Raw genomic sequence first — 18001 nt, forward strand, 5'->3', positions numbered from 1 at the left:
GGTGCCCCGGGCGTCCGAAGTAGCTATAGATGACTGACCACTACGCGGGTTCCGGAGAATCAAGATGAGCAAGTTGACGCTTGTAGCCGCGGTTGCTGCCCTGTCGGCCGCAATCCTAGCCCCTGGCCTCGCGGAGGCGCGGGGACATCACCGGTACCACCGCTCTTACGCCAATCCGCTGCCCTACCCGATCAGCTATGTGCACAATTACGGCCCCGGCATCACCCCCGGCACATTCGCCTTCTATGATGGCCCGTCGACCAACCACTGCTACCAGAGCGCGGCCGCCTATGTCGGCCAGGACCGCCGCCGGCACCCCTGCTATTGAGGGGCGCTACCGCGTCCCCGGGGGACGCCGGCACGGTCTCTGCGAGGGTGCCACTTATTCGGCGGCGCCCGACAGCAGCAATTGCTTCTCGATCTCGTAGACCGGCAGCTTGACGAGATCCTTGCCGACCTCGCCCCGCAGCGCCTTGCGCATGACGTCGGAGTAATCGGCGCGGATCATGCCGAGCGCGCGCGGTGAGGCCACCATGGTCAGGGCCGTGGTCTCGCCGGAGCTGACGGCGGCATCGAGCCGGCCGGCCAGGCTTCGCAGGAAGGCGCGCTCGGCCTCGTCGTGCCAATCGGTCTGTTCGACCGAGCTGCGGGCGCCGCCGGCCGCGGCGTGCAATCGCCCCGGCGCGTCGCTGCCTTGCGCGCTGGTCGAGGGATTGGGCTGCTCGTGCACCTCCCTGGTGTGAAGGTTCGGAAACATCTCGTCGCCGAGGTTTTCCAGAATGAGCGCCTTGCGCCCATCGCACACGACCAGCCAGTCGCCCTTGTCTAGTCTCATCTTGTCCATTGCACAGCTCCAAGCAACCTGTGAGCCAGCCCTTCGAATTCGTCGAAGCACCGGCCACCTGACAAGACTACGAACGATGCATCGACGGCGAATTGCGCAGGATCAAGAACGCATCGGATGTCCTGTGGGACAAGTGCCGCGCAGGCACAGCCTTGGTCACTCGCTCGAACCTGGGCTACTCGGGCAGGGTTGAGGTCGGCTCTGCGGCGGACCGGCTGAAGATTTGTTCATCAGCATTACATTTCGGTTCCGCCACAATTTGATCCGAACAAGTTCGATATCCTGGATCGCGTAAGCAGAGGAAGACATCATGAATCTCAAGATCGGCCTCGTCGCCGCAGCCCTGTCCGGCGCCATGTTTGGTGCTTTGGCGGCGTCGCCGGCGGCGTCCGCAATGCCCATCGCGCCCGCACCTGCGACGCCGCAGGCCTCCGGCATCGAGCAGGTCCGCATGGTCTGCGACGCCTGGGGACGCTGCTTTTGGCGCCCGAACTACTATGGGTATTACGCGCCTCGGCCGTATTACGGCCCCCGGTATTATGCGCCGCGCTATTACGGTTACGGTCCACGCTATTATGGCCCGCGCTATCGCCGCTGGTGACGTCTGAAGGGGCCCCCGGGGGCCCCTTCGCTGTTGCGAGATACTTCCTTGCACGGTCATTGCCGTCTTGGAGCGTCCAAAACTGATCTAGATCAAAGATGAATGCGCCCGCAGCGTCATTCTACCGCGATGGCGGAGTTGATCGTTTTTCGATGCCCTCAGACGGGCATGAACGTACAGACGCATCTCGAGAAGCAGGTGAGACAGGAGAGACGGAGCCTTGTATCCTTCGCCTGTCCCGCCTGCACGAGTCTGCATTTGATTGACCTCACCTCCGGCCAGCCGATGAGCCGGGAACGTTGACGGTGACATTGATCCGGCGGACGTCATGGCATGATGTCCGCAATACTACGGCCTGGAATTCGGTTTACTGACACGCGATGTTTCGCCATTGATGGCGGTGGATCGACGTTCATTTGATTGTCACATTTCGGCAGCCGGCCAGACCCATGTTGTTCGACGCCCTCGCTCCGTCCTCCGCCCTCCAACTGATCGGCTTTTCCGACATCGATGCGTTTCGGCCGATCGAGACGATGGAAGACGCGAGAAGCATTCCGCTCGACATCTCGAACTTCGCCGCGGTCCGCGCCGTCGTCGCCCTGCCGGCGTGCCGCATCATCATGATGAGATCGTTCGCGCGCATCCTCGACACCGCCTACCGGATGCCGGGCGGGATGGTGATCCTGTCCATGACCGACGACCTCCGGGTCAACCTCAATAGCCTGGATCTCGACGCCCGCTATTTCGTGACGCTCCGCGGCAACGATGAATGCCATTTCGTCGAACCTCAGACCAATCGTCATGCAATGATCATCTTGTCCCCGGCGCTGAGAGACCGGGGCTGGTTCGATCAGGGCGACGATTTGCGGGCCCATGTCGCGAACCGGCCTGCCCTGCTCCACACGCGGCAGCTCCTGCTCGACATCCTGCGAACCGCGTCAGTGCAGCCGCTCCTGTTCGAATCCACCGAGGTGGCGGCCCATCTCCAGGAGGGCTTGCTGCTCGCACTCGATGATCTGTTTCGGATCGATTCGATGTCGGATCGGAGCACCTCGGGCCAGGGCGAGCGCTCGATCAAGCTGGTACAGCGGATCGACGATTACGTCGCGGCCTACCCCACAGCCCCGATCTACACGGCCGATCTCGCCGGTGAGTTCGGCGTCTCGATCCGGACGCTCGGCGGCGCGGTCAGCAAGGTGCGTGGCATGAGCCTGCACCAGTACATTCGCCTCAAGAGGCTGTGGGCGACCCGCGCCCGCCTGCTCAAGGGCGGCGGCGCCACCGTGGCCACGTGCGCGCGCGCGCAGGGCTTCCATCATCTGGGCGAATTCGCCGCAGCCTACCGCGCGACGTTCCACGAGGCGCCCTCCGATACTCTGGCGCGGGGACGGCAAGGCGGCGTCCCGTCACGCTGACTGACGGACATCCTGCACATCAAAGCGGCCAGGGAACCGGTTCCCTCAAACCGCGTTACCCGTCAGAGTAGTGCGCCGCCGGCCCGCCCGGAGCGCATGGAGGCACCCCCGCGCGACCGCCGCGCGGGGTTTGCATGCAGTGGTTCAGGGAAACGAATGTCCATCAACCGTAACGTACTGTTTCTGATTATCGGCGCTCTGGTCGTCACCGCAGGCGCGCTTGGCTACAATCTCTACCAGGAGAAGAAGCAGCCGGACGGACTGCAGATCAACGTCGGACCGAACGGACTGAAGATCCAGGGCAAATAGACGGGGGCTCCAGGCAGTTCAGCTCGAAACGAGGAAGCTCTCGTATCGAGTGCGATGGCCCATTTTGGCAATCCAATGAATTGGCGTGCCATTCAGAATAACAACGCGAATTCTCATGCCGTTGAAATTTTGCTGTAAGGCCGGCAAGGCAAGGGACGCGGGTGCTAACCTAGACAGCCGACCATCTGGCGGAATCGGCGACAAGGAAATCGGCGAAGGTCCTTGCGGAGGGTTTCGCACCTCTGCCGTCCGGAAACACGGCGTGCAGTTCGACCGAACCCATATCCCAGTCGGCTAACACCCGAACGAGAGAGCCGTTCTCGATCTCGCCTCTGCAACCGACGCTTGCCATCGAGGTCAGGCCGAGGCCCGCAACTGCTGCTGCTGTCGCGACTTCATTGACGGTCGCCGTCAGTCGGCCACCCACTCGCACCGACGTCACCTTGCCGTTCTTGCGGAACGTCCAGGCGGGGCCGAGGCGCGACGGTCCCACGATGACGGAATGTGCCGCGAGGTTGGCCGGCGTCTGGGGGACGCCGAACCGTTCGAGATAGGCCGGCGAAGCGACGATCACGCGTGGCCATGCCGCGATACGACGCGCCACGGCCGTCGAGTCCGGAAGCGACCCAAATCTCAGCCCGATATCGATGCTTTCACTCACGAAGTTCTGCCGCATGTCGTCGGCCACGAGTTCAACCCGCAGCGCCCGATGCTGGTCCATGAAAGTTGGAAGGCGCGGCGCGATCTCCCGGATCGCGAAGGTGGATGAAAGGCCGACGCGTAAAACGCCGCGCAATTCGCCGGTCCCGCGCACCGCGTATTCGGCTTCGTCGAGCGCGCTGAGGATCGGTTCGACCCGTGCCAGAAAGTGGGCGCCGGCCTCGGTCAGGGTGACGGCGCGCGTCGTGCGTGTGAACAGAGCAACGCCCACCTTGCGCTCGAGGGCCGCGACCATGCGGGACACCGTCGGCTGCGGGATATTCAATTCGCGGCCTCCGGCCGAGAAGCTCCCCCGCCGGGCGACGCGAACGAACAGACGCAACGACGAGAGGTGATCATTCATGGCTATTATGAATAACTCAAAGCCATATTCTTCGTCTACCGCCTTCGAATTGAATAGATCACTTTCCCGGTCACCGGACGCAAATGCGTCGCAACCGAGGAAAAAGCGATGTCCCTTCAAGACAAATTGGATGCCCTCAAGACAAAATTCGAAACCGAAATGGCTCCGCCTGATGTCGTGGCGGTCATGCACCGCGTCACCGACGAACTGATCGCCTCGGGTCAGGCTGGCCGTGCTCTACACGCGGGCGACCTCGCCCCGGTGTTTGCGCTGCCCGATCCGGACGGCAAGCTCGTGTCTTCGCAAGACTTGCTGGCCAGAGGTCCGCTCGTCCTGACATTCTATCGCGGCGCCTGGTGCCCGTTCTGCAATCTCGATCTCCAGGCGCTCGAGGAGGTTCGGCCTGACATCGAAGCGCGCGGTGCGCTGCTCATGGCCGTGTCCCAACAGACGGCCGCCAACAGTCGCAAGTCTCAGCGCAACAACCGGCTCGGATTCCCCATTGTCGGCGACAAGGGCGGCGAACTGGCCGCGAAATTCGGGATCCGCTGGCACCTGCCCGAAGACCTGCAGGCGATCCACAAGCAGCTCGGCGCCGACCTCGTCGCCTTCAATGGTGAGGATAGTTGGACGCTGCCGATGCCGGCGCGATACGTGATCGGGCAGGACGGTGTCATCGCCTATGCGGAAATCAATCCGGACTATACGCGCCGGCCGGAGCCTTCGGACGTGTTACCCGTCCTCGATGAACTGAAGCGTTCGGGCGCGACTTGACGCGGCATTCTCATTCTCGAACCTCAATCGAGGAACGAGTTGTATCTCCGGCTCTGCAGCAGATGGCATCCCCAGGCGAATACGACCGATCCTTTCACGCGAAGCGGCCGGCGCCTGGGGCATCAAGAAGACCCGTTCATGTCAAGAACTGCCTTGAGTTGCAACCCTGGGTCGAGAAGCTCGAGACTCTCGTACCGAAATGGCGCGCTCGGAGAGATTCGAACTCCCGACCCTCGGAATCGAAATCCGATGCTCTATCCAGCTGAGCTACGAGCGCCCTGGCCCGGGGTACCGGGCCGCAAACCGAGACTTGCCGGACCGGCGGCTGACAAGCCAGCACACCGGACGGCGGTTCGGATGGGTTCGAATTAGCAGAGAGACCGACCAATAAAAAGCCCTCCCCGCTCGGTTTCGAGGCGGGTCGGAGATGCTCTCACCAGGTCGTGTCGAAGAGCCCGAAATGAGGCTGCTGGGCGACCAGCATCATCGGTCGCCCCTGCTGCGGTGCCGGACGCGTCCTGGCGACTTTGCGCTTGGGCTGCGCCTGGACCGGAGAAGCCTGAGTGGAAACGCGCCCTTGGGATGTCTGAGCCTGAGCGGCCTGCGGCTTGGCTTCGGGCTTCCCCGTTGCGGCGGTATCCGTCCTCAGCGGCGGCGTGAACTGGGCGAACGTGTCGCGCACCCGCGCCTTGGCCGATATTTCGGCAAGCGCCGCCGACGTGCTGTCTTGCACCGGCGGTTGGGGTGAAACGACAGCGGCGGTCTTCACCGCTGGCGCGGCGATCGTCGGCTGGCTGGTGTCGAGGACGACGCGCTCAGGCAGGTGCCGATCGGACCGGATTCGGATCAGGGGCTGATCGTTGCTTGCGGTCGCAACGGCCTGCGCCACGGGCGCCGCCGGGTAAACGAAATTCGCCGCGAACAGCAGTGCGAGCAGGGCTCCACCAACAAAGACGAAATACCGAAAGATGGGCATCTGCCGCGCTCCGCCCCCCGCATCCGCGCGTGGGCTCTACGCCTCAACAGGCGATCTGCTAATTGGTTCCTGGCCCAGCCGTTCGGTTCAAATGGCGACGCGAGGTTTTTTAGCCAAGGACCAAAGAGGGTAACTTTTCCGCTACCGGAACGTGCCACCGTATGCGCGGCGTGCGGCAACCAGCGAACATTTTGCCTGATCGGCGTTCACGTTGACGAAGCCGACGGGGACACGCGCAAAGGTCTTGCGGCTCTTCATGCTGACTGGATCCGCCAGCACACGGCTGCGGTCGGTGAGATGACTGCCGTCGCGCCGCGCAAAGGCGCAGACGATCTCGACATCTTTTACGGCATAGTCATTGTCGTTTCGCAGCGTGAACGTCACCAGGGCTCTCGAGCCAAGGCCTCCGCGGCGCCAGGTCTGCGATGAAATCCTGAGACGACCGAGTTCTGCCACGGCAGGTGACCTGGCCGCTGCCTGGGCTTCCGAAACCGGCGACACCGCTGCGGCCGCATCGGCTGAAGGAGCTGCCTCGACGGCCGCCAACTCCGCCTTCGCGGGCTCAGCACTATTGCCCTTGGACAGGGGCAGCAGCATCCAGGCGCCGCAGCCGACGATGATGGCCGCCAGCAACCAAAGAAGGCTGCGTCCAAACGAGACGCTCGCGATCGTTATGATCCGCGCCAGTCGCTCGCCGGTCCCGGCGAAGCGCCCTAATCCGATCCGGTCGAGCCTGGCGTTCATGGTTGCATCACCGATCGCGGCCGAAGCTCGTCAACGACGGAGTACCCACGGCCTTACCTTAATCCGGAAGACGACCTAAGGTTCCCGCGTAGTCGCGAATCGGCAAGGACGGTGGCGATCACCGCCTGCGGCCGCTAACATGCGCTGCAACATCGAAGGCCCGTCGGGAGAAACTGAAATGCCAGTCGTCACTTGGGATCACGTCCATCTGCGCAGCCCCGATCCGGAGGCCACGGCGGCCTGGCTACGCGATATCCTCGGTGGCGAGATCGTTGGTGCGCCGGGGCGGATCGAGGTAAACCTTGGCGGTGCCAGGATCTTCATCGCGCCGCTCGAGGGCGACAACGCCGTCAACCCGCCGCCGCCGCACCCGCATCAGGGGCTCGACCATTTCGGCCTGGCGGTGAAGGACATCGATGCCGTTGCAGCCGAGATCAAGGCCAAGGGCGTCACCTTCACGCGCGAACCGACCACGATCCGGCCCGGCGTGCGCATCTGCTTCATCCGCGGCCCCGAAGGCATCTCCATCGAGCTGCTCGAGCGCGACAAGAAATATACCTGAACCGGCGCAAGCCCACCGGACGATGCGCGGCTAAGTCATGCTGCCGGGCATGAAGCAGCGGATGCTGACGCCCATATAGCCGTAGATCGGCCATACCATGGTGCGCCCCACCCGGTTGGGCTCGGAGATCACGGCCTCTTCAGGCACCTCGACCCAGACGAGCTCCTGCGGCCGCCCTTCAAGCCCTGAGGCATAGCGTGGGAGGCGGACACGATAGTGCCCGTCCTTGCTGTCCCAGTCGGTGTCCGAGAGCGCCGAACCGTCGGCATCGGAGCAGCACGGCCCCTTGCCGCTGCGCAGGCCGTCGAACCAGGCCTTCAGATCGGCATTGGTGTTGGCGAACTGGCCGCGGTCGCGCGCGTGCCCGAAGGGTGCCGCGAACGCAACCAGGACCAGGGCACCCGCTAGCCTCGTCACGCTTCGCCAGCGTGTTGCGTTGCCGGAACGCCGTCGTTCGCTTTTGCAATTGGTGGGACGCGCACTGTACAGACGCGGCTCGTCGCCGCCGGAATCGATCCAGTTGCTCATCATCTTGCTCCAGCACTCCGCGGCCAGTGCAACAATTGTCATGCATTTCGCGGGCCAACCTTGATTCGCAGACGACCGGCCTCACCCCGTCATCAGACCGTCATGACGGCGTCACGCACAAGCCGGGACAACAACGGCTCGCGGCGGCAACTTCCCGTGGCCGCCGGCAAACTGCCGCGTTGCGCGAGGCGATACGCTTTGGCATAAAAGCCGGACCGGTTACGCCATTGGGCGATGGCGGCCGGCCTGCGGGACGTTATGAAAAACGGTCTCTATTCGATTCACGTGACCCTGCTCGATGGTCGAGCCGGCAAGGGCAGCGGCGTGATTCTTTTTCGCGACGGCAAGATCCTCGGCGGCGATGCCTACCTCTATTACACCGGCAGCTACGTCGTGAAGGACAACAACACCTTCAAAGGCGAAGTGCTGGTGCAACGCCACACCTCCCCGCGAGGCGACGACAATCCGCTGTTCGGCGGCCCTGCCCCGGTCGGCATCGGCGTCACTGGCACCTTCACGGAGACACGCGGGGAGATGACCGGCACCGCGCTGGTCGGCAAGGCCAGCCAGATTTTCGGCGCGACCCTGCAAAAGCTCGCGGACGTCGATTAGAGCCGATTCCGTTCCGATGCTATCGGAACGGGGCTCTACATTTTGTTTGACGCGTTTTTTTGTTTGACGCGTTTTCTTGACGCGAACCGGCAACCACTTCGCTCGAAAACGCTGTTATTCCGCGGCCTGCTCCAGCGGCGCGATGCGCGGCAGGATGATCTGGATGCGGGTGCCGCTCCCCGGTTCGGAATCGAGATCGAGCCGCCCGCCGAGCCGGTTGGTGACGATGCTGTAGACGATGTGCAAACCAAGACCCGTGCCGCCCTGGTCGCGCCGCGTCGTGAAAAACGGATCGAAGGCACGGCGACGGACGTCGAGCGACATGCCGCAGCCATTGTCTGCGAAGAGGATCTCGACATTGTCCTTGCCGGACTCCCGCACCTGGATGTCGATGGTCCCCGGCCGCCCGTCCGGGAAGGCGTGCGCCACCGAATTGAGAAACAGATTGGTCAGCACCTGACCGTACGGGCCCGGATAGCTGTTCATCGTCAGGTCGGGCTGGCACTCGACGTTGAGCGTCAGATTGTGCTTGCGCAGGCCCGGCCTCAGACTCATCACCACCTGCTCGGTGAGGTCTCCGAGATCGAAGCTGCGCTGATCCGAATAGTTGCGGTCGGCGGCGACCTGCTTGAACGACTGGATTAACTCGGCGGCGCGGTTGAGATTGGAGACGAGCTGCGAGGACGCGTCGCGGCTGGTGCTGAGGAAGTCGTTGAGCGAGGAGCGGCGCAGCTCGCCGCGCTCGACCTCGGCGGTGAAAAGCGCCGTCTTGCGCTCCAGCGCGGAGGCGACCGTGAGGCTGATGCCGACGGGGTTGTTGACCTCGTGAGCGACGCCGGCAACGAGCCGCCCGAGCGCGGCAAGCTTCTCGGCCTCGATCAGCGAGGCCTGGGTCTCGCGCAGATTGCGCAGCGCGGTCTCGGCGGATTCCTTGGCCTTGCGCATCTCCTGCTCGCCACGCTTGCGCTCGCCGATATCGAGCGCCACGGTGACGATCCGCTCGATCTCACCCTCGGCATCGAGCAGCGGCAGCTTGTTGACCAGCCATTGCCGCATGTTGCCGGAGGAATCCTTGTACTCCTCCTCGTAGAAGCCGAGGCCCCTGCGGAGATTGAGCACGCGCTTGTCATTCTCGTCGGTCTTGGCCGCGCCGTAGCGCGACATCAGATCGGCGGTGGTGCGGCCGAGCGCGTCGCCGGGCTCGATGCCGAAGATGCCGGCCATGTAGCGGTTCATCAGCACGTAGCGCAGGTCGCGGTCCTTGACGTTGATGACCGCGGGCACGGTGTCGATGACCTGTTGCAGCAGGCGCCGGCCTTCGGCGATGGCGTCCTCCGCCCGCTTCTGGTCGGTGATGTCGCGCAGCGTGCCCTCATAGCGCACGATGTTGCCCGCCTCGTCGCGCACGCCGGTGGCGCTGTCGGAGAGCCACAGGATGTCGCCGCTGCGCTGGCGTACCTGATATTCGAACTCGCGTACCATGCCGTCGCGCGTCATCAGCCGCTGGTATTCGACGCGCGCCTCGGGGTGGACGTAGATGGTGTGGGCGATGTCGTTGATGCTGTCGATCAGCTGCTCCGGGCTGTCATAGCCCATCATCCGCGCCAGCGCCGGATTGGCGTTGAGGAGATCGCCGGCCGGCGTCGTGACGTAGATGCCGTCGACCGAGCCCTCGAACAGTTTCCGGTAGCTCTCCTCGGCGAGGCGCTGCTCGGTGAGCGCGCGCACCGCCGCCTCGCGCGCCGTGTCGGCCTCCTCCAGCGCGCGGCGGAACACCTCGGCGGCGCGGGCGATGTCACCGATCTCGTTGTCGAGGTCGGCGGACGGGATCGAGGTGTCCTTACGACCGGCCGCAAGCGCGCGAATCGAGCGTGCGATCTGGGCGAGCGGACGCACCGTCCTGCGCACCACGAACAAGGCAGCGCCGATGCCGATCAGCACGCCGATGGTACCGAGCACGATGCTCTGCCATCGCGCCTCCGTCAGCGTCCGGGCAAAGTCGCGCGACAGCACGTGGCCGCGCCGGGCACTGACCTCGCGCAGCAATTCGGTGACGCGGCCGATCAGCCGGCCCTCGGTCCCCAGCACCTCGCGGTCGATGTCGGCGATCTGCCGCTCGCGAACCGCCACGGCCATGATGGCCTCGGCATAACCGTTCACCGCCGATCTCAGCCCGGCATCGCCAATGTTCAGGGCCCGCATGCTCTGCGCGGCCTGCTCCGCCGCGGACGGGTTGCGCGCGAGCAGCCCGAGCGCGATCCGGCTCTGCGCCTCCGACAGGCGCGAGGCCAGCTCACGGTCGGCGGTGCCGGAGACGGCCAGATCGAACTGTTCGCGCAGCGGCGGCAGGCCGCCGAGCAGCTGGGCGCGGCGATCGATCAGGGTCGAGATCCGCTCGAGGCCGTTCCGATAGGTCGCAAGCCGCTCGGTGACCCCGTCGATCATGTCCTGCTGCTCGGGCGCGAGCTCGATGCGGGTCTTCTTCAGGATGTCGCTGAGCGTCGAGGCCGCTTCGCCCACCTGCTTGAACTGGATGCCGGCGCCCGGATCTGTAACGAAGTCGCGCGCGGCAAGCCGCAGCTCGTTCATGCGGCGGTCGATGTCCTCGGCGAGGTCGCCGACGCTCTGGAGCCGCTGCAGCTCGGCGAAGGTCGTGTCGATGTGCCGGATCGCGATTACGCTCGCGGCCGACGTGACGATGATCACCGCCAGCACCAACAGGAAGCTGCCGAAAGTGAGCTGGCCGATGGAGAGCGAGAATATTCGCTTTTTCTCAGGGGTCGGCGTCAATTCGGCGGACATTGGGCTGTGAGGACCGGGATACTGGAGCCCCAATATACGACGTATTGCCGCCCCGGGGAAACATGCCTCGGGCCGCCGATTATCCTTAATATGGGGCTTCGGAGCCCCTTCCCCGATCTATGACGGTTTGACGCTCGCCTGCCTCCGGGCCGGGATCGTCATGGCGGCGACGCCGAAGACGACGCAGGCAAGCCCGATCCAGGCGGTCCGGCTCAGGCTCTCGCCGAGGAAGGCGACGCTGATGGCGACCCCGATCGGCACCCGCAGATAGGCCTGCGCAGTGGTGCCGACCGACCCCAGGGTCTGGATCAGGCGGAAGTAGATCGCGAATGCCGCGGCCGTCGAGAATACGGCGAGCGCGAGCAATGCCAGCGCTGAACTTTGCGACGGCGACAGCGTCCAGGGCTGCTCGACCACGAGCGAGGCCGGGATCAGGACTGCGGCGCCCGCCAGCAGCGAGCCGGCAGCGGGCGCCATGGGATCGAGGCCTTTGAAACTGCGGCCGAAGATCGCGGCGCAGGCATAGCAGATCGTGGCGGCGACGATGGCCGCCTCCGCAAGGAGGCCGCTACCGATGTCGTGGAAGGCATCGACGCCGACGATCAGCAGGATGCCGGCCATGCCGGCAACCACGCCCAACAGCTTTCGCGATGTGGTCGTCTCGTGACGCGTCACCACGGCCGTGAGCAGGAAGGTGAAGATCGGGCCGGCCGAGTTGAGGATGGTGGCGAGCGCGGCGTCAACATGGCGCTCGCCCCAGGCGATCAGCGTCCAGGGGATGACGCTGTTGAGCACGGCCTGGAAGGCGAAGCGCTGCCAGGTCGCCGCGTCCGTGGGCATCCTGATGCCGCGCGCCCACATCACGACGAGCAACAGGAGGCCCGCGATCGTAGTCCGCGCCGCGATCAGCGTGATCGGCGGAATGGTGGCGACGCCGAGCTTGATGAAGGTGTACGAGCCGCCCCAGAGCGTTGCGAGGGCGACGAGGAGCGCGAGCTCGGCGGCGATGTTGGTGTCCTGCCTTGTGTCCATGGCCGCTCCGTCCTCCCTTGTGGACGGAACCTAGCGCGGTCGCGGGCCTCAATACTTCGGCTGGCGTCGAAGTGTCTTAGCCCACCGCCCCGACCTCGAACACCTCGCCGTCATAGCCGGCCTCGCGGGGGATGCGCAGCTGGCGGCCGGTTTCGGTCTTGGTCATGACGGGCATCACCGTGACGATCGATAGGCCCTTGGCATGGTCCAGCGCGGCGCCCACGCTGCCCTGCTTGGCGAGGCGGATCAGATTGCGCGTGGTCGGGAACGGCAATTTGAAGCGGCCGCTCTCGCCGCCCTCCACGGCCTCGCGCGGCGAGACCCAGATCGAGTCGGTGGACTCCCGGCCGTCATGGGCGCCGAGTTGATCCGGCGGCGCCGCGGCGAGGAAGAACCAGGTATCGAACCGCTTGGGCATGCCCTCCGGCGTGATCCAGTGCGCGTAGGGAACGAGCGTGTCGAGCGCGAGCTGGAGGCCGTTGTCATCGAGAATTTTCAGGAAGCTGATCTTGTGCTCGTTGAGCGCGATGCGATGGCCATCTGCAAGCTCGCCGGCACGCTTGGCATCAACAGGCGTGCCGGTCCCCTTCGCGCGCGCCAGCAGGATGCCGCTCTCCTCAAAGGTCTCGCGAATCGCGGCGATGCGAAAACCACGATCCGCTTCGCTCAGACCCTCGCCGCCCGAATAGAGATCGGTGCGCGCGACGATCTCGTTGTCGCCGGCGTCGACGCTGCCGCCGGGAAACACCAGCGCGCCCGAGTTGAACTCGATCTGATGATGGCGGACCATCATGAAGACCTCAATCTCGCCGCGGCCCGTGCCGTCGGCCTTCCCGCCGTCGCGCAGCAGGAGGATCGTCGAGGCCGGGCGTGATGCTGATGTCTCGGCCATGCAACTAACCTGCGGCGCTGGATTGCGGGCCGAGATTGGCGCGCTTGTCGACCCGGGCAACGCGCGACAGCAGGTACTCGACCTCCGCCTTCGCCGTCGCCGTGATGGTCGCGCCCGGCTTGCGCTGGGCGCTGGAGGCGATGATGCCGCGCTTCTGCAGCACGTATTTGCGGATGGTCAGGCCGACGCCGGGCTGCTGCTCGTAACGGATCAGCGGCAGATGCGCGTCGAACAGATCGTGCGCGGCGTCGCGCTTGCCGGCCTTGGAGAGGTTCACGACGTCGATCAGAAGCTCCGGGAAGGCGTAGCCGGTCATGGCGCCGTCGGCCCCGCGCTCCATCTCGAAATCCAGGAACGTGCCGCCGTTGCCGCAGAGGATCGAGAGCGGACGGAGCGAGCCGTCCTTCTGGAAGCCGCGCAGGGTCGTGATCTTCTCCAGCCCTGGCCAATCCTCGTGCTTGAGCATCACGCAGTTCGGATTGTCCATGACGATCTTGCGGATCACGGCGGGAGTGAACACCACCGAGAGCGTCAGCGGATAGTCCTGCAGCACCCAGGGAATATCGGGGCCGATCGCCTCGGCCGCCTGCTTGAAATAGCCGGTGATCTGGTCGTCGGTGCGCAAGGATGGCGGCGGCGCGATCATCACGCCGGCCGCGCCCGCGTCCATCGAGGCCTTGGCCAGCGAGCGCATGGTGGCAAAGCCCGGCGCGGAGACGCCGACGATCACCTGCATCTTCTTGGCGCGCTTGACGAAGCGCACCGCGACCTGCTCGGCTTCAGTGGCATCGAGCTTCGGCGCCTCGCCGAGGATGCCCAGCACCGTGACGCCGTCGCAGCCGACTTCCTCGTAGAAATCGGTGAGGCGGTCGATCGAGCGCTCGTCGATCCGGCCATCGTCGTGGAACGGCGTCGGCGCGATTGCGAAGGTGCCCTTGGCGTCGGCGGTGAGTTTCATCGTCTTCCTTGTTTCTCTCTGTCGATGGCTAAAACCTCCGTGCGCCCATCTTGATCTGCTCCTCGGAGAAGAAGATCTCCTTGGCGTGATCGGCGATGTCCCGGGCGTTCCAGCCCGTGTGCGGCGGTTTCCAGCCTTCCATTTCCATCATCCGCATTTCGCGCACGCCGCGGGGCCCGGACACGCCCAGCACCTTGCCGGTCTGGTCGCCCGACAAGTCGCTGACCATGTATAGCACGGCCGGCGCGATGCCGTCCGGCCCCAGCGCGGCGCCCGGGTTCTCCTTATAGCGGGGCAGGTCTGCGGTCATGCGGGTCAGGGCGCCCGGAGCGAGCGTCCAGATCCGGATGTTGTACTTGCGGCCCTCGATCGCCAGCACGTTGGACAGGCCCCAGATGCCGCCCTTGGCCGCGCCGTAATTGGTCTGGCCGAAATTGCCGATCAGGCCCGAGGTCGAGGCGGTGTTGACGATGACGCCGCCACCGTTTTCCCGCATCCAGCGAAACACCGGCATGGTGCAACAAAAGGTGCCCTTCAGGTGCACCTTGATGACCTTGTCCCAGTCGGCCTCGGAGGCCTTGTGAAAGGTCTGGTCACGGAGGATGCCGGCATTGTTGACGAGGATGTCGGCACGGCCGAAATGCTTGATGGCGTCGTCGAACACCGACTGGCCGCCTTCCATGGTGGAGATATCGGCACCGTTGGCGACCGCCTTGCCGCCTTCGGCCGTGATCGCGTCCACCACGAGCTGCGCCATCGATTTGTCGGCGCCGGAGCCGTCACGGGGCCCGCCGAGATCGTTGACGACGACCGAGGCCCCTTCCCGCGCGAACAGCTTCGCGTAGGCCTCACCGAGCCCGCCGCCCGCGCCGGTGATCAGCGCAACCTTGCCATCGAGTAATCCCATGGTGGCCTCTCCCTGTTGCTTTTGGCTCCGTCATGGCCGGGCTAGTCCCGGCCATCCACGAACTTGGTCGCCAACCGCGCGAAGAACGTGGATGCCCGGGACAAGCCCGGGCATGACGAGATAACTCAGAGCGCGTCGAGCGGCATCATCACCCAAGCACCGTCTTGCCGTTCTTGATCACCGTCACCCCGCGCGACTTCACCTTGGCTTCGAACGAGATGACGTTGCCGTCCTTCCAGAGGTCCATGGTCACGGTCTCGCCGGGATAGACCGGCGAGGAGAACCGCGCGACGTGCTGGCGGAACGCGGAAGCGTCGTAGTCGGCATAGGTCTGCAGCACGCCGCGGCAGGTGATGCCGTAGGTGCACATGCCGTGAAGGATCGGGCGCGGGAAGCCAGCCTTCTTCGCAAACTCCGGATCGCTGTGCAGCGGGTTGCGATCGCCGCAGAGGCGATAGACCAGCGCCTGGTCGGGACGCGTGGTGATGTCGATGGTCTTGTCGGGTGCGCGCGACGGGATCTTGTGCGGATCGGGCTGGGTCAGGCTCGGCCCGCCGAAGCCGCCGTCGCCGCGGGCAAAGCGCGAGGCGACCAGCGTTGCCAGCTTCTCGCCCTTCTCGTTCTTCAGCACGGTCTGGTGCACGATGACGACGCCCTTGTCCTTGCCTTTGTCGTAGACCTCGACCACGGAGGAGTCGGCGGTGATGTGTGCAGCGACCGGCAGCGGCTGGTGGAAGGTGATGTCGCGCTCGCCGTCGACCACCATCACGCGGTTGAGGTTCATCTCGCCGGGACCCGAGCCCCAGGCCGCGACGGATGCGAAGGTCGGCACCACCTTGAGCGGCCGCGGCGTCAGCGTGCCCTCGTTGACGAAGGCGAGTTCTTTTTCATCCATCGGATCGGCGCCGAGGCCGATGCCGTAGGCATAGAGCATCACTTCGCGATCGGCGTAGGCGTATTTCTGGCCTAGGTTGTTCAGGCCTTTGAGCTCTTCGTATCTGGCGGACATCTTGGTTTTGTTTCCTCCCGGTGGTTCTCATCCTCATGGTGAGGAGGCGCTCTTGCGCCGTCTCGAACCATGAGGATGCCCGAAACGCTTCTTTGTTGTGGCCATCCTTCGAGACGCTTGCTTCGCAAGCTCCTCAGGATGAGGACCGTCCTACGCCACCGTGAAGAACGGCAGTGGCGCGCCGTCGGTCGGCTTGAACACTACCTTCACCTTCTGGCCGATCTTCAGCTTCTCCAGATCGCAGTCGACGAAATTGGTCTGCACCGACGGGCCCTCCTTCAGCGTGACGTAGCCGATGGCGTAGGGACCGGTCGGCGACTTCCGCATGAGGCTCCAGGTGTAGATGGTGCCCTCGCCCGAGGCTTCCTCCCACACCGTCTTGTCGGAGTAGCAGAACGGGCAGATCGAGCGCGGGAAGTAATGGGCTTCGCCGCACGCGGTGCAGCGCTTGATCATGAACTTGCCCTCTTTCGCCGCATCCCAGAACGCTGCGGTCTCGGGGTTCGTCACCGGGGCCGGATATTTCTTTGCATCTACCATCACACGCGCTCCAGAATGGCCGTCGAAGCGGCGTGGCGAACACCCAGAAGGCCGCCGGTGCCGTGGGCGATGGCCAGATCGCAATTCTTGACCTGCACCTTCGGATGCGCCTCGCCGCGCAGCTGCCGCACGGCCTCAATGATCTTGGTCATGCCGCCGCGGTTGACGGGATGGTTGCTGCAGAGGCCACCGCCGTCGGTGTTGAACGGCAGCTTGCCGACGCCCGAGATCAGATTGCCGTCGGCGACGAACTTGCCGCCCTCGCCCTTCTTGCAGAAACCGAGGTCTTCCAGCTGCATCAGCACCGTGATGGTGAAGCTGTCATAGATCGAGGCGTACTTGATGTCCTGCGGCGTGATGCCGGCTTCCTCGAACGCACGCGGGCCGGACCAGATGCCGGCAGAGTAAGTAAGATCGAGATCCTTGCCGCCACGCGGGCCCTTCATGGCTTCGCCGTGGCCGATCAGCTTGACCAGCGGCTTCTTCAGGCTCTTCGCAATCTCGGGCGTCGTCACGATCAGCGCGCCGCCGCCGTCGGAGACGACGCAGCAATCCATGCGATGCAAGGGATCGGAGATCATCGGCGAGTTCAGGACGTCCTCGACGGTGACGACGTCCTTGAGCATCGCATGCGGATTGTACTGCGCATGGTGCGAGGCTGCGACCTTGATCCAGGCGAGCTGTTCGCTCGTGGTGCCGTAGTCGTGCATATGGCGCATGGCACACATGCCATAGGCATTGTGCGTGGTCGCGCCGTAAGCCAACTCGAAATCGGCCTCGGCGCCGGATGCGCGTGGCGGCATCGCGCCGGTGCGCGGCTTGCCGGCCAATGTGATCAGCGCGATCGAGCACTTGCCGGCCGCGATGGCTTCAGCGGCATGGCCGAGATGGATGATGTAGGAACAGCCGCCGGTCTCGGTGGAATCGACGTGGCGGAGCTTCTTGGTGTTGAGACCGAGATAATCGACCATCGGCCAGGCGCCGCCGGGCGCATCGCCGGCGCAGAAATAGCCGTCGACATCATCCTTGCTGATCCCGGCATCCTCGATCGCCCCCTTGGCGACCTCGGCGTGGAGCTGCGCGGTGGATTTGTCCGGCGCATGCCGGGTCGGGTGTTCGTAAATCCCGGCAATGTAGGCCTTGCCCTTGATGGTCAAAACAGAGGTCTCCGCTGGCGTTTCTTATTGCTCCGTTTTTCTGAACCGCGGTGGGCGGATTGGCAAGCGCGTAAATATTCCGCCCTGCGAGAGGGCAGCGGGTTGGCGCAAGTGGGTGATCATGATCGAGCTCACAGCGCCCGCGGAGGTACCCATTTTTTGAAAAACAACCCCATGCACAGTAGAGCGGTGGTTGATTTCACTTGAGAATTTCCACGACCGACAAAGCGACTTTGCTGGCTCGTAGGGCGGATTATCCGAAGGCGTAATCCGCCA

The 18001-nt window shown here is 64.5% G+C and carries 20 protein-coding genes and 1 tRNA gene; 7 read left to right on the forward strand and 14 right to left on the reverse strand.

Annotated features, from left to right (window positions below; all coding sequences use genetic code 11):
• Nucleotides 1-64 precede the first annotated feature (64 nt).
• A complete protein-coding gene (locus tag CIT39_RS20855) occupies nucleotides 65-328 on the forward strand; it encodes a hypothetical protein (RefSeq protein WP_094971947.1) in 264 nt (87 codons plus the stop codon).
• 54 nt (nucleotides 329-382) lie between these two features.
• On the opposite strand, the gene CIT39_RS20860 is transcribed toward CIT39_RS20855, so the two are convergent.
• Nucleotides 383-844, reverse strand: a complete 462-nt coding sequence (locus CIT39_RS20860; RefSeq protein WP_094971948.1) for a host attachment protein — start codon at nucleotides 842-844, stop codon at nucleotides 383-385.
• Nucleotides 845-1154: 310 nt separating this feature from the next.
• Between CIT39_RS20860 and CIT39_RS20865 the strand changes: the two genes are divergently transcribed.
• The 3 genes from CIT39_RS20865 to CIT39_RS20875 all read left to right on the forward strand — a co-directional run bounded on the left by CIT39_RS20865 (nucleotide 1155) and on the right by CIT39_RS20875 (nucleotide 3169).
• Entirely contained in the window at nucleotides 1155-1445 is a 291-nt protein-coding gene (locus CIT39_RS20865) for a hypothetical protein (protein ID WP_094971949.1), read from the forward strand.
• Nucleotides 1446-1894: 449 nt separating this feature from the next.
• Entirely contained in the window at nucleotides 1895-2860 is a 966-nt protein-coding gene (locus CIT39_RS20870) for an AraC family transcriptional regulator (protein WP_162308602.1), read from the forward strand.
• A 156-nt stretch (nucleotides 2861-3016) separates the two neighbouring features.
• On the forward strand, nucleotides 3017-3169 hold the full coding sequence (locus CIT39_RS20875; RefSeq protein WP_162848662.1) for a hypothetical protein: 153 nt from the start codon (nucleotides 3017-3019) through the stop codon (nucleotides 3167-3169).
• Nucleotides 3170-3338: 169 nt separating this feature from the next.
• Here the strand turns inward: CIT39_RS20875 and CIT39_RS20880 are convergent, their stop codons facing one another.
• A complete protein-coding gene (locus CIT39_RS20880) occupies nucleotides 3339-4352 on the reverse strand; it encodes a LysR family transcriptional regulator (RefSeq protein WP_244607417.1) in 1014 nt (337 codons plus the stop codon).
• On the opposite strand from CIT39_RS20880, the gene CIT39_RS20885 reads away from it, so the two are divergent.
• Complete coding sequence (locus CIT39_RS20885; protein WP_094971952.1) at nucleotides 4341-5006, forward strand: peroxiredoxin-like family protein; 666 nt, start codon at nucleotides 4341-4343, stop codon at nucleotides 5004-5006. The two genes, CIT39_RS20880 and CIT39_RS20885, sit on opposite strands and share 12 nt — an antisense overlap.
• 200 nt (nucleotides 5007-5206) lie before the next feature.
• On the opposite strand, the gene CIT39_RS20890 is transcribed toward CIT39_RS20885, so the two are convergent.
• The 3 genes from CIT39_RS20890 to CIT39_RS20900 all read right to left on the reverse strand — a co-directional run bounded on the left by CIT39_RS20890 (nucleotide 5207) and on the right by CIT39_RS20900 (nucleotide 6726).
• Nucleotides 5207-5283 (reverse strand) — tRNA-Arg (locus CIT39_RS20890).
• Nucleotides 5284-5439: 156 nt separating this feature from the next.
• Nucleotides 5440-5982, reverse strand: coding sequence for a hypothetical protein (locus CIT39_RS20895; protein ID WP_094971953.1), 543 nt, complete (start codon nucleotides 5980-5982; stop codon nucleotides 5440-5442).
• Nucleotides 5983-6123: 141 nt separating this feature from the next.
• A complete protein-coding gene (locus tag CIT39_RS20900) occupies nucleotides 6124-6726 on the reverse strand; it encodes a hypothetical protein (protein WP_094971954.1) in 603 nt (200 codons plus the stop codon).
• Between the two features lie 178 nt (nucleotides 6727-6904).
• On the opposite strand from CIT39_RS20900, the gene CIT39_RS20905 reads away from it, so the two are divergent.
• Nucleotides 6905-7288 (forward strand): VOC family protein, encoded by a 384-nt coding sequence (locus tag CIT39_RS20905; RefSeq protein WP_094971955.1) that lies wholly within the window; start codon nucleotides 6905-6907, stop codon nucleotides 7286-7288.
• A 30-nt stretch (nucleotides 7289-7318) separates the two neighbouring features.
• Here the strand turns inward: CIT39_RS20905 and CIT39_RS20910 are convergent, their stop codons facing one another.
• Nucleotides 7319-7816, reverse strand: coding sequence for a hypothetical protein (locus CIT39_RS20910; RefSeq protein ID WP_094972488.1), 498 nt, complete (start codon nucleotides 7814-7816; stop codon nucleotides 7319-7321).
• A gap of 258 nt (nucleotides 7817-8074) precedes the next feature.
• Here CIT39_RS20910 and CIT39_RS20915 point away from each other — a divergent pair, with 258 nt between their 5' ends.
• Complete coding sequence (locus CIT39_RS20915) at nucleotides 8075-8428, forward strand: GrlR family regulatory protein (protein WP_162308911.1); 354 nt, start codon at nucleotides 8075-8077, stop codon at nucleotides 8426-8428.
• Nucleotides 8429-8542: 114 nt separating this feature from the next.
• Here the strand turns inward: CIT39_RS20915 and CIT39_RS20920 are convergent, their stop codons facing one another.
• The 8 genes from CIT39_RS20920 to CIT39_RS20955 form a co-directional block, all read right to left on the reverse strand.
• Nucleotides 8543-11230: a PAS domain S-box protein gene (locus CIT39_RS20920; protein WP_094971957.1), complete on the reverse strand. Its 2688-nt coding sequence runs from the start codon at nucleotides 11228-11230 to the stop codon at nucleotides 8543-8545.
• Between the two features lie 117 nt (nucleotides 11231-11347).
• Entirely contained in the window at nucleotides 11348-12262 is a 915-nt protein-coding gene (locus CIT39_RS20925; RefSeq protein WP_094971958.1) for a DMT family transporter, read from the reverse strand.
• A 76-nt stretch (nucleotides 12263-12338) separates the two neighbouring features.
• Nucleotides 12339-13154: an NUDIX hydrolase gene (locus CIT39_RS20930; RefSeq protein WP_094971959.1), complete on the reverse strand. Its 816-nt coding sequence runs from the start codon at nucleotides 13152-13154 to the stop codon at nucleotides 12339-12341.
• Between the two features lie 4 nt (nucleotides 13155-13158).
• Nucleotides 13159-14112, reverse strand: coding sequence for a dihydrodipicolinate synthase family protein (locus tag CIT39_RS20935; protein ID WP_094971960.1), 954 nt, complete (start codon nucleotides 14110-14112; stop codon nucleotides 13159-13161).
• 28 nt (nucleotides 14113-14140) lie between these two features.
• Entirely contained in the window at nucleotides 14141-15019 is an 879-nt protein-coding gene (locus CIT39_RS20940) for an SDR family oxidoreductase (RefSeq protein ID WP_094892034.1), read from the reverse strand.
• A 148-nt stretch (nucleotides 15020-15167) separates the two neighbouring features.
• Nucleotides 15168-16028: a MaoC family dehydratase gene (locus tag CIT39_RS20945; protein WP_094971961.1), complete on the reverse strand. Its 861-nt coding sequence runs from the start codon at nucleotides 16026-16028 to the stop codon at nucleotides 15168-15170.
• A 150-nt stretch (nucleotides 16029-16178) separates the two neighbouring features.
• On the reverse strand, nucleotides 16179-16568 hold the full coding sequence (locus CIT39_RS20950; RefSeq protein WP_094971962.1) for a Zn-ribbon domain-containing OB-fold protein: 390 nt from the start codon (nucleotides 16566-16568) through the stop codon (nucleotides 16179-16181).
• The gene (locus CIT39_RS20955; protein ID WP_094971963.1) at nucleotides 16568-17725 is read right to left on the reverse strand and encodes a thiolase domain-containing protein; all 1158 of its coding nucleotides are present in this window, start codon (nucleotides 17723-17725) and stop codon (nucleotides 16568-16570) included. Before CIT39_RS20955 ends, CIT39_RS20950 begins: the two co-directional genes overlap by 1 nt.
• Nucleotides 17726-18001 lie beyond the last annotated feature (276 nt).

It is taken from the genome of Bradyrhizobium symbiodeficiens (assembly GCF_002266465.3).
GTDB classification, from domain to species: Bacteria; Pseudomonadota; Alphaproteobacteria; order Rhizobiales; family Xanthobacteraceae; genus Bradyrhizobium; species Bradyrhizobium symbiodeficiens.

Excerpts from the sequence above, each read along its gene's own strand:
- CIT39_RS20900 (WP_094971954.1), bottom strand. The coding sequence starts at position 6,726 with ATGAACGCCAGGCTCGACCGGATCGGATTAGGGCGCTTCGCCGGGACC.
- CIT39_RS20945 (WP_094971961.1), bottom strand. The coding sequence starts at position 16,028 with ATGTCCGCCAGATACGAAGAGCTCAAAGGCCTGAACAACCTAGGCCAG.
- CIT39_RS20885 (WP_094971952.1), top strand. The coding sequence starts at position 4,341 with ATGTCCCTTCAAGACAAATTGGATGCCCTCAAGACAAAATTCGAAACC.
- CIT39_RS20920 (WP_094971957.1), bottom strand. The coding sequence starts at position 11,230 with ATGTCCGCCGAATTGACGCCGACCCCTGAGAAAAAGCGAATATTCTCG.
- CIT39_RS20950 (WP_094971962.1), bottom strand. The coding sequence starts at position 16,568 with ATGGTAGATGCAAAGAAATATCCGGCCCCGGTGACGAACCCCGAGACC.
- CIT39_RS20865 (WP_094971949.1), top strand. The coding sequence starts at position 1,155 with ATGAATCTCAAGATCGGCCTCGTCGCCGCAGCCCTGTCCGGCGCCATG.
- CIT39_RS20940 (WP_094892034.1), bottom strand. The coding sequence starts at position 15,019 with ATGGGATTACTCGATGGCAAGGTTGCGCTGATCACCGGCGCGGGCGGC.
- CIT39_RS20905 (WP_094971955.1), top strand. The coding sequence starts at position 6,905 with ATGCCAGTCGTCACTTGGGATCACGTCCATCTGCGCAGCCCCGATCCG.
- CIT39_RS20935 (WP_094971960.1), bottom strand. The coding sequence starts at position 14,112 with ATGAAACTCACCGCCGACGCCAAGGGCACCTTCGCAATCGCGCCGACG.
- CIT39_RS20915 (WP_162308911.1), top strand. The coding sequence starts at position 8,075 with ATGAAAAACGGTCTCTATTCGATTCACGTGACCCTGCTCGATGGTCGA.
- CIT39_RS20855 (WP_094971947.1), top strand. The coding sequence starts at position 65 with ATGAGCAAGTTGACGCTTGTAGCCGCGGTTGCTGCCCTGTCGGCCGCA.
- CIT39_RS20860 (WP_094971948.1), bottom strand. The coding sequence starts at position 844 with ATGGACAAGATGAGACTAGACAAGGGCGACTGGCTGGTCGTGTGCGAT.
- CIT39_RS20910 (WP_094972488.1), bottom strand. The coding sequence starts at position 7,816 with ATGAGCAACTGGATCGATTCCGGCGGCGACGAGCCGCGTCTGTACAGT.
- CIT39_RS20870 (WP_162308602.1), top strand. The coding sequence starts at position 1,895 with ATGTTGTTCGACGCCCTCGCTCCGTCCTCCGCCCTCCAACTGATCGGC.
- CIT39_RS20930 (WP_094971959.1), bottom strand. The coding sequence starts at position 13,154 with ATGGCCGAGACATCAGCATCACGCCCGGCCTCGACGATCCTCCTGCTG.
- CIT39_RS20875 (WP_162848662.1), top strand. The coding sequence starts at position 3,017 with ATGTCCATCAACCGTAACGTACTGTTTCTGATTATCGGCGCTCTGGTC.
- CIT39_RS20925 (WP_094971958.1), bottom strand. The coding sequence starts at position 12,262 with ATGGACACAAGGCAGGACACCAACATCGCCGCCGAGCTCGCGCTCCTC.
- CIT39_RS20895 (WP_094971953.1), bottom strand. The coding sequence starts at position 5,982 with ATGCCCATCTTTCGGTATTTCGTCTTTGTTGGTGGAGCCCTGCTCGCA.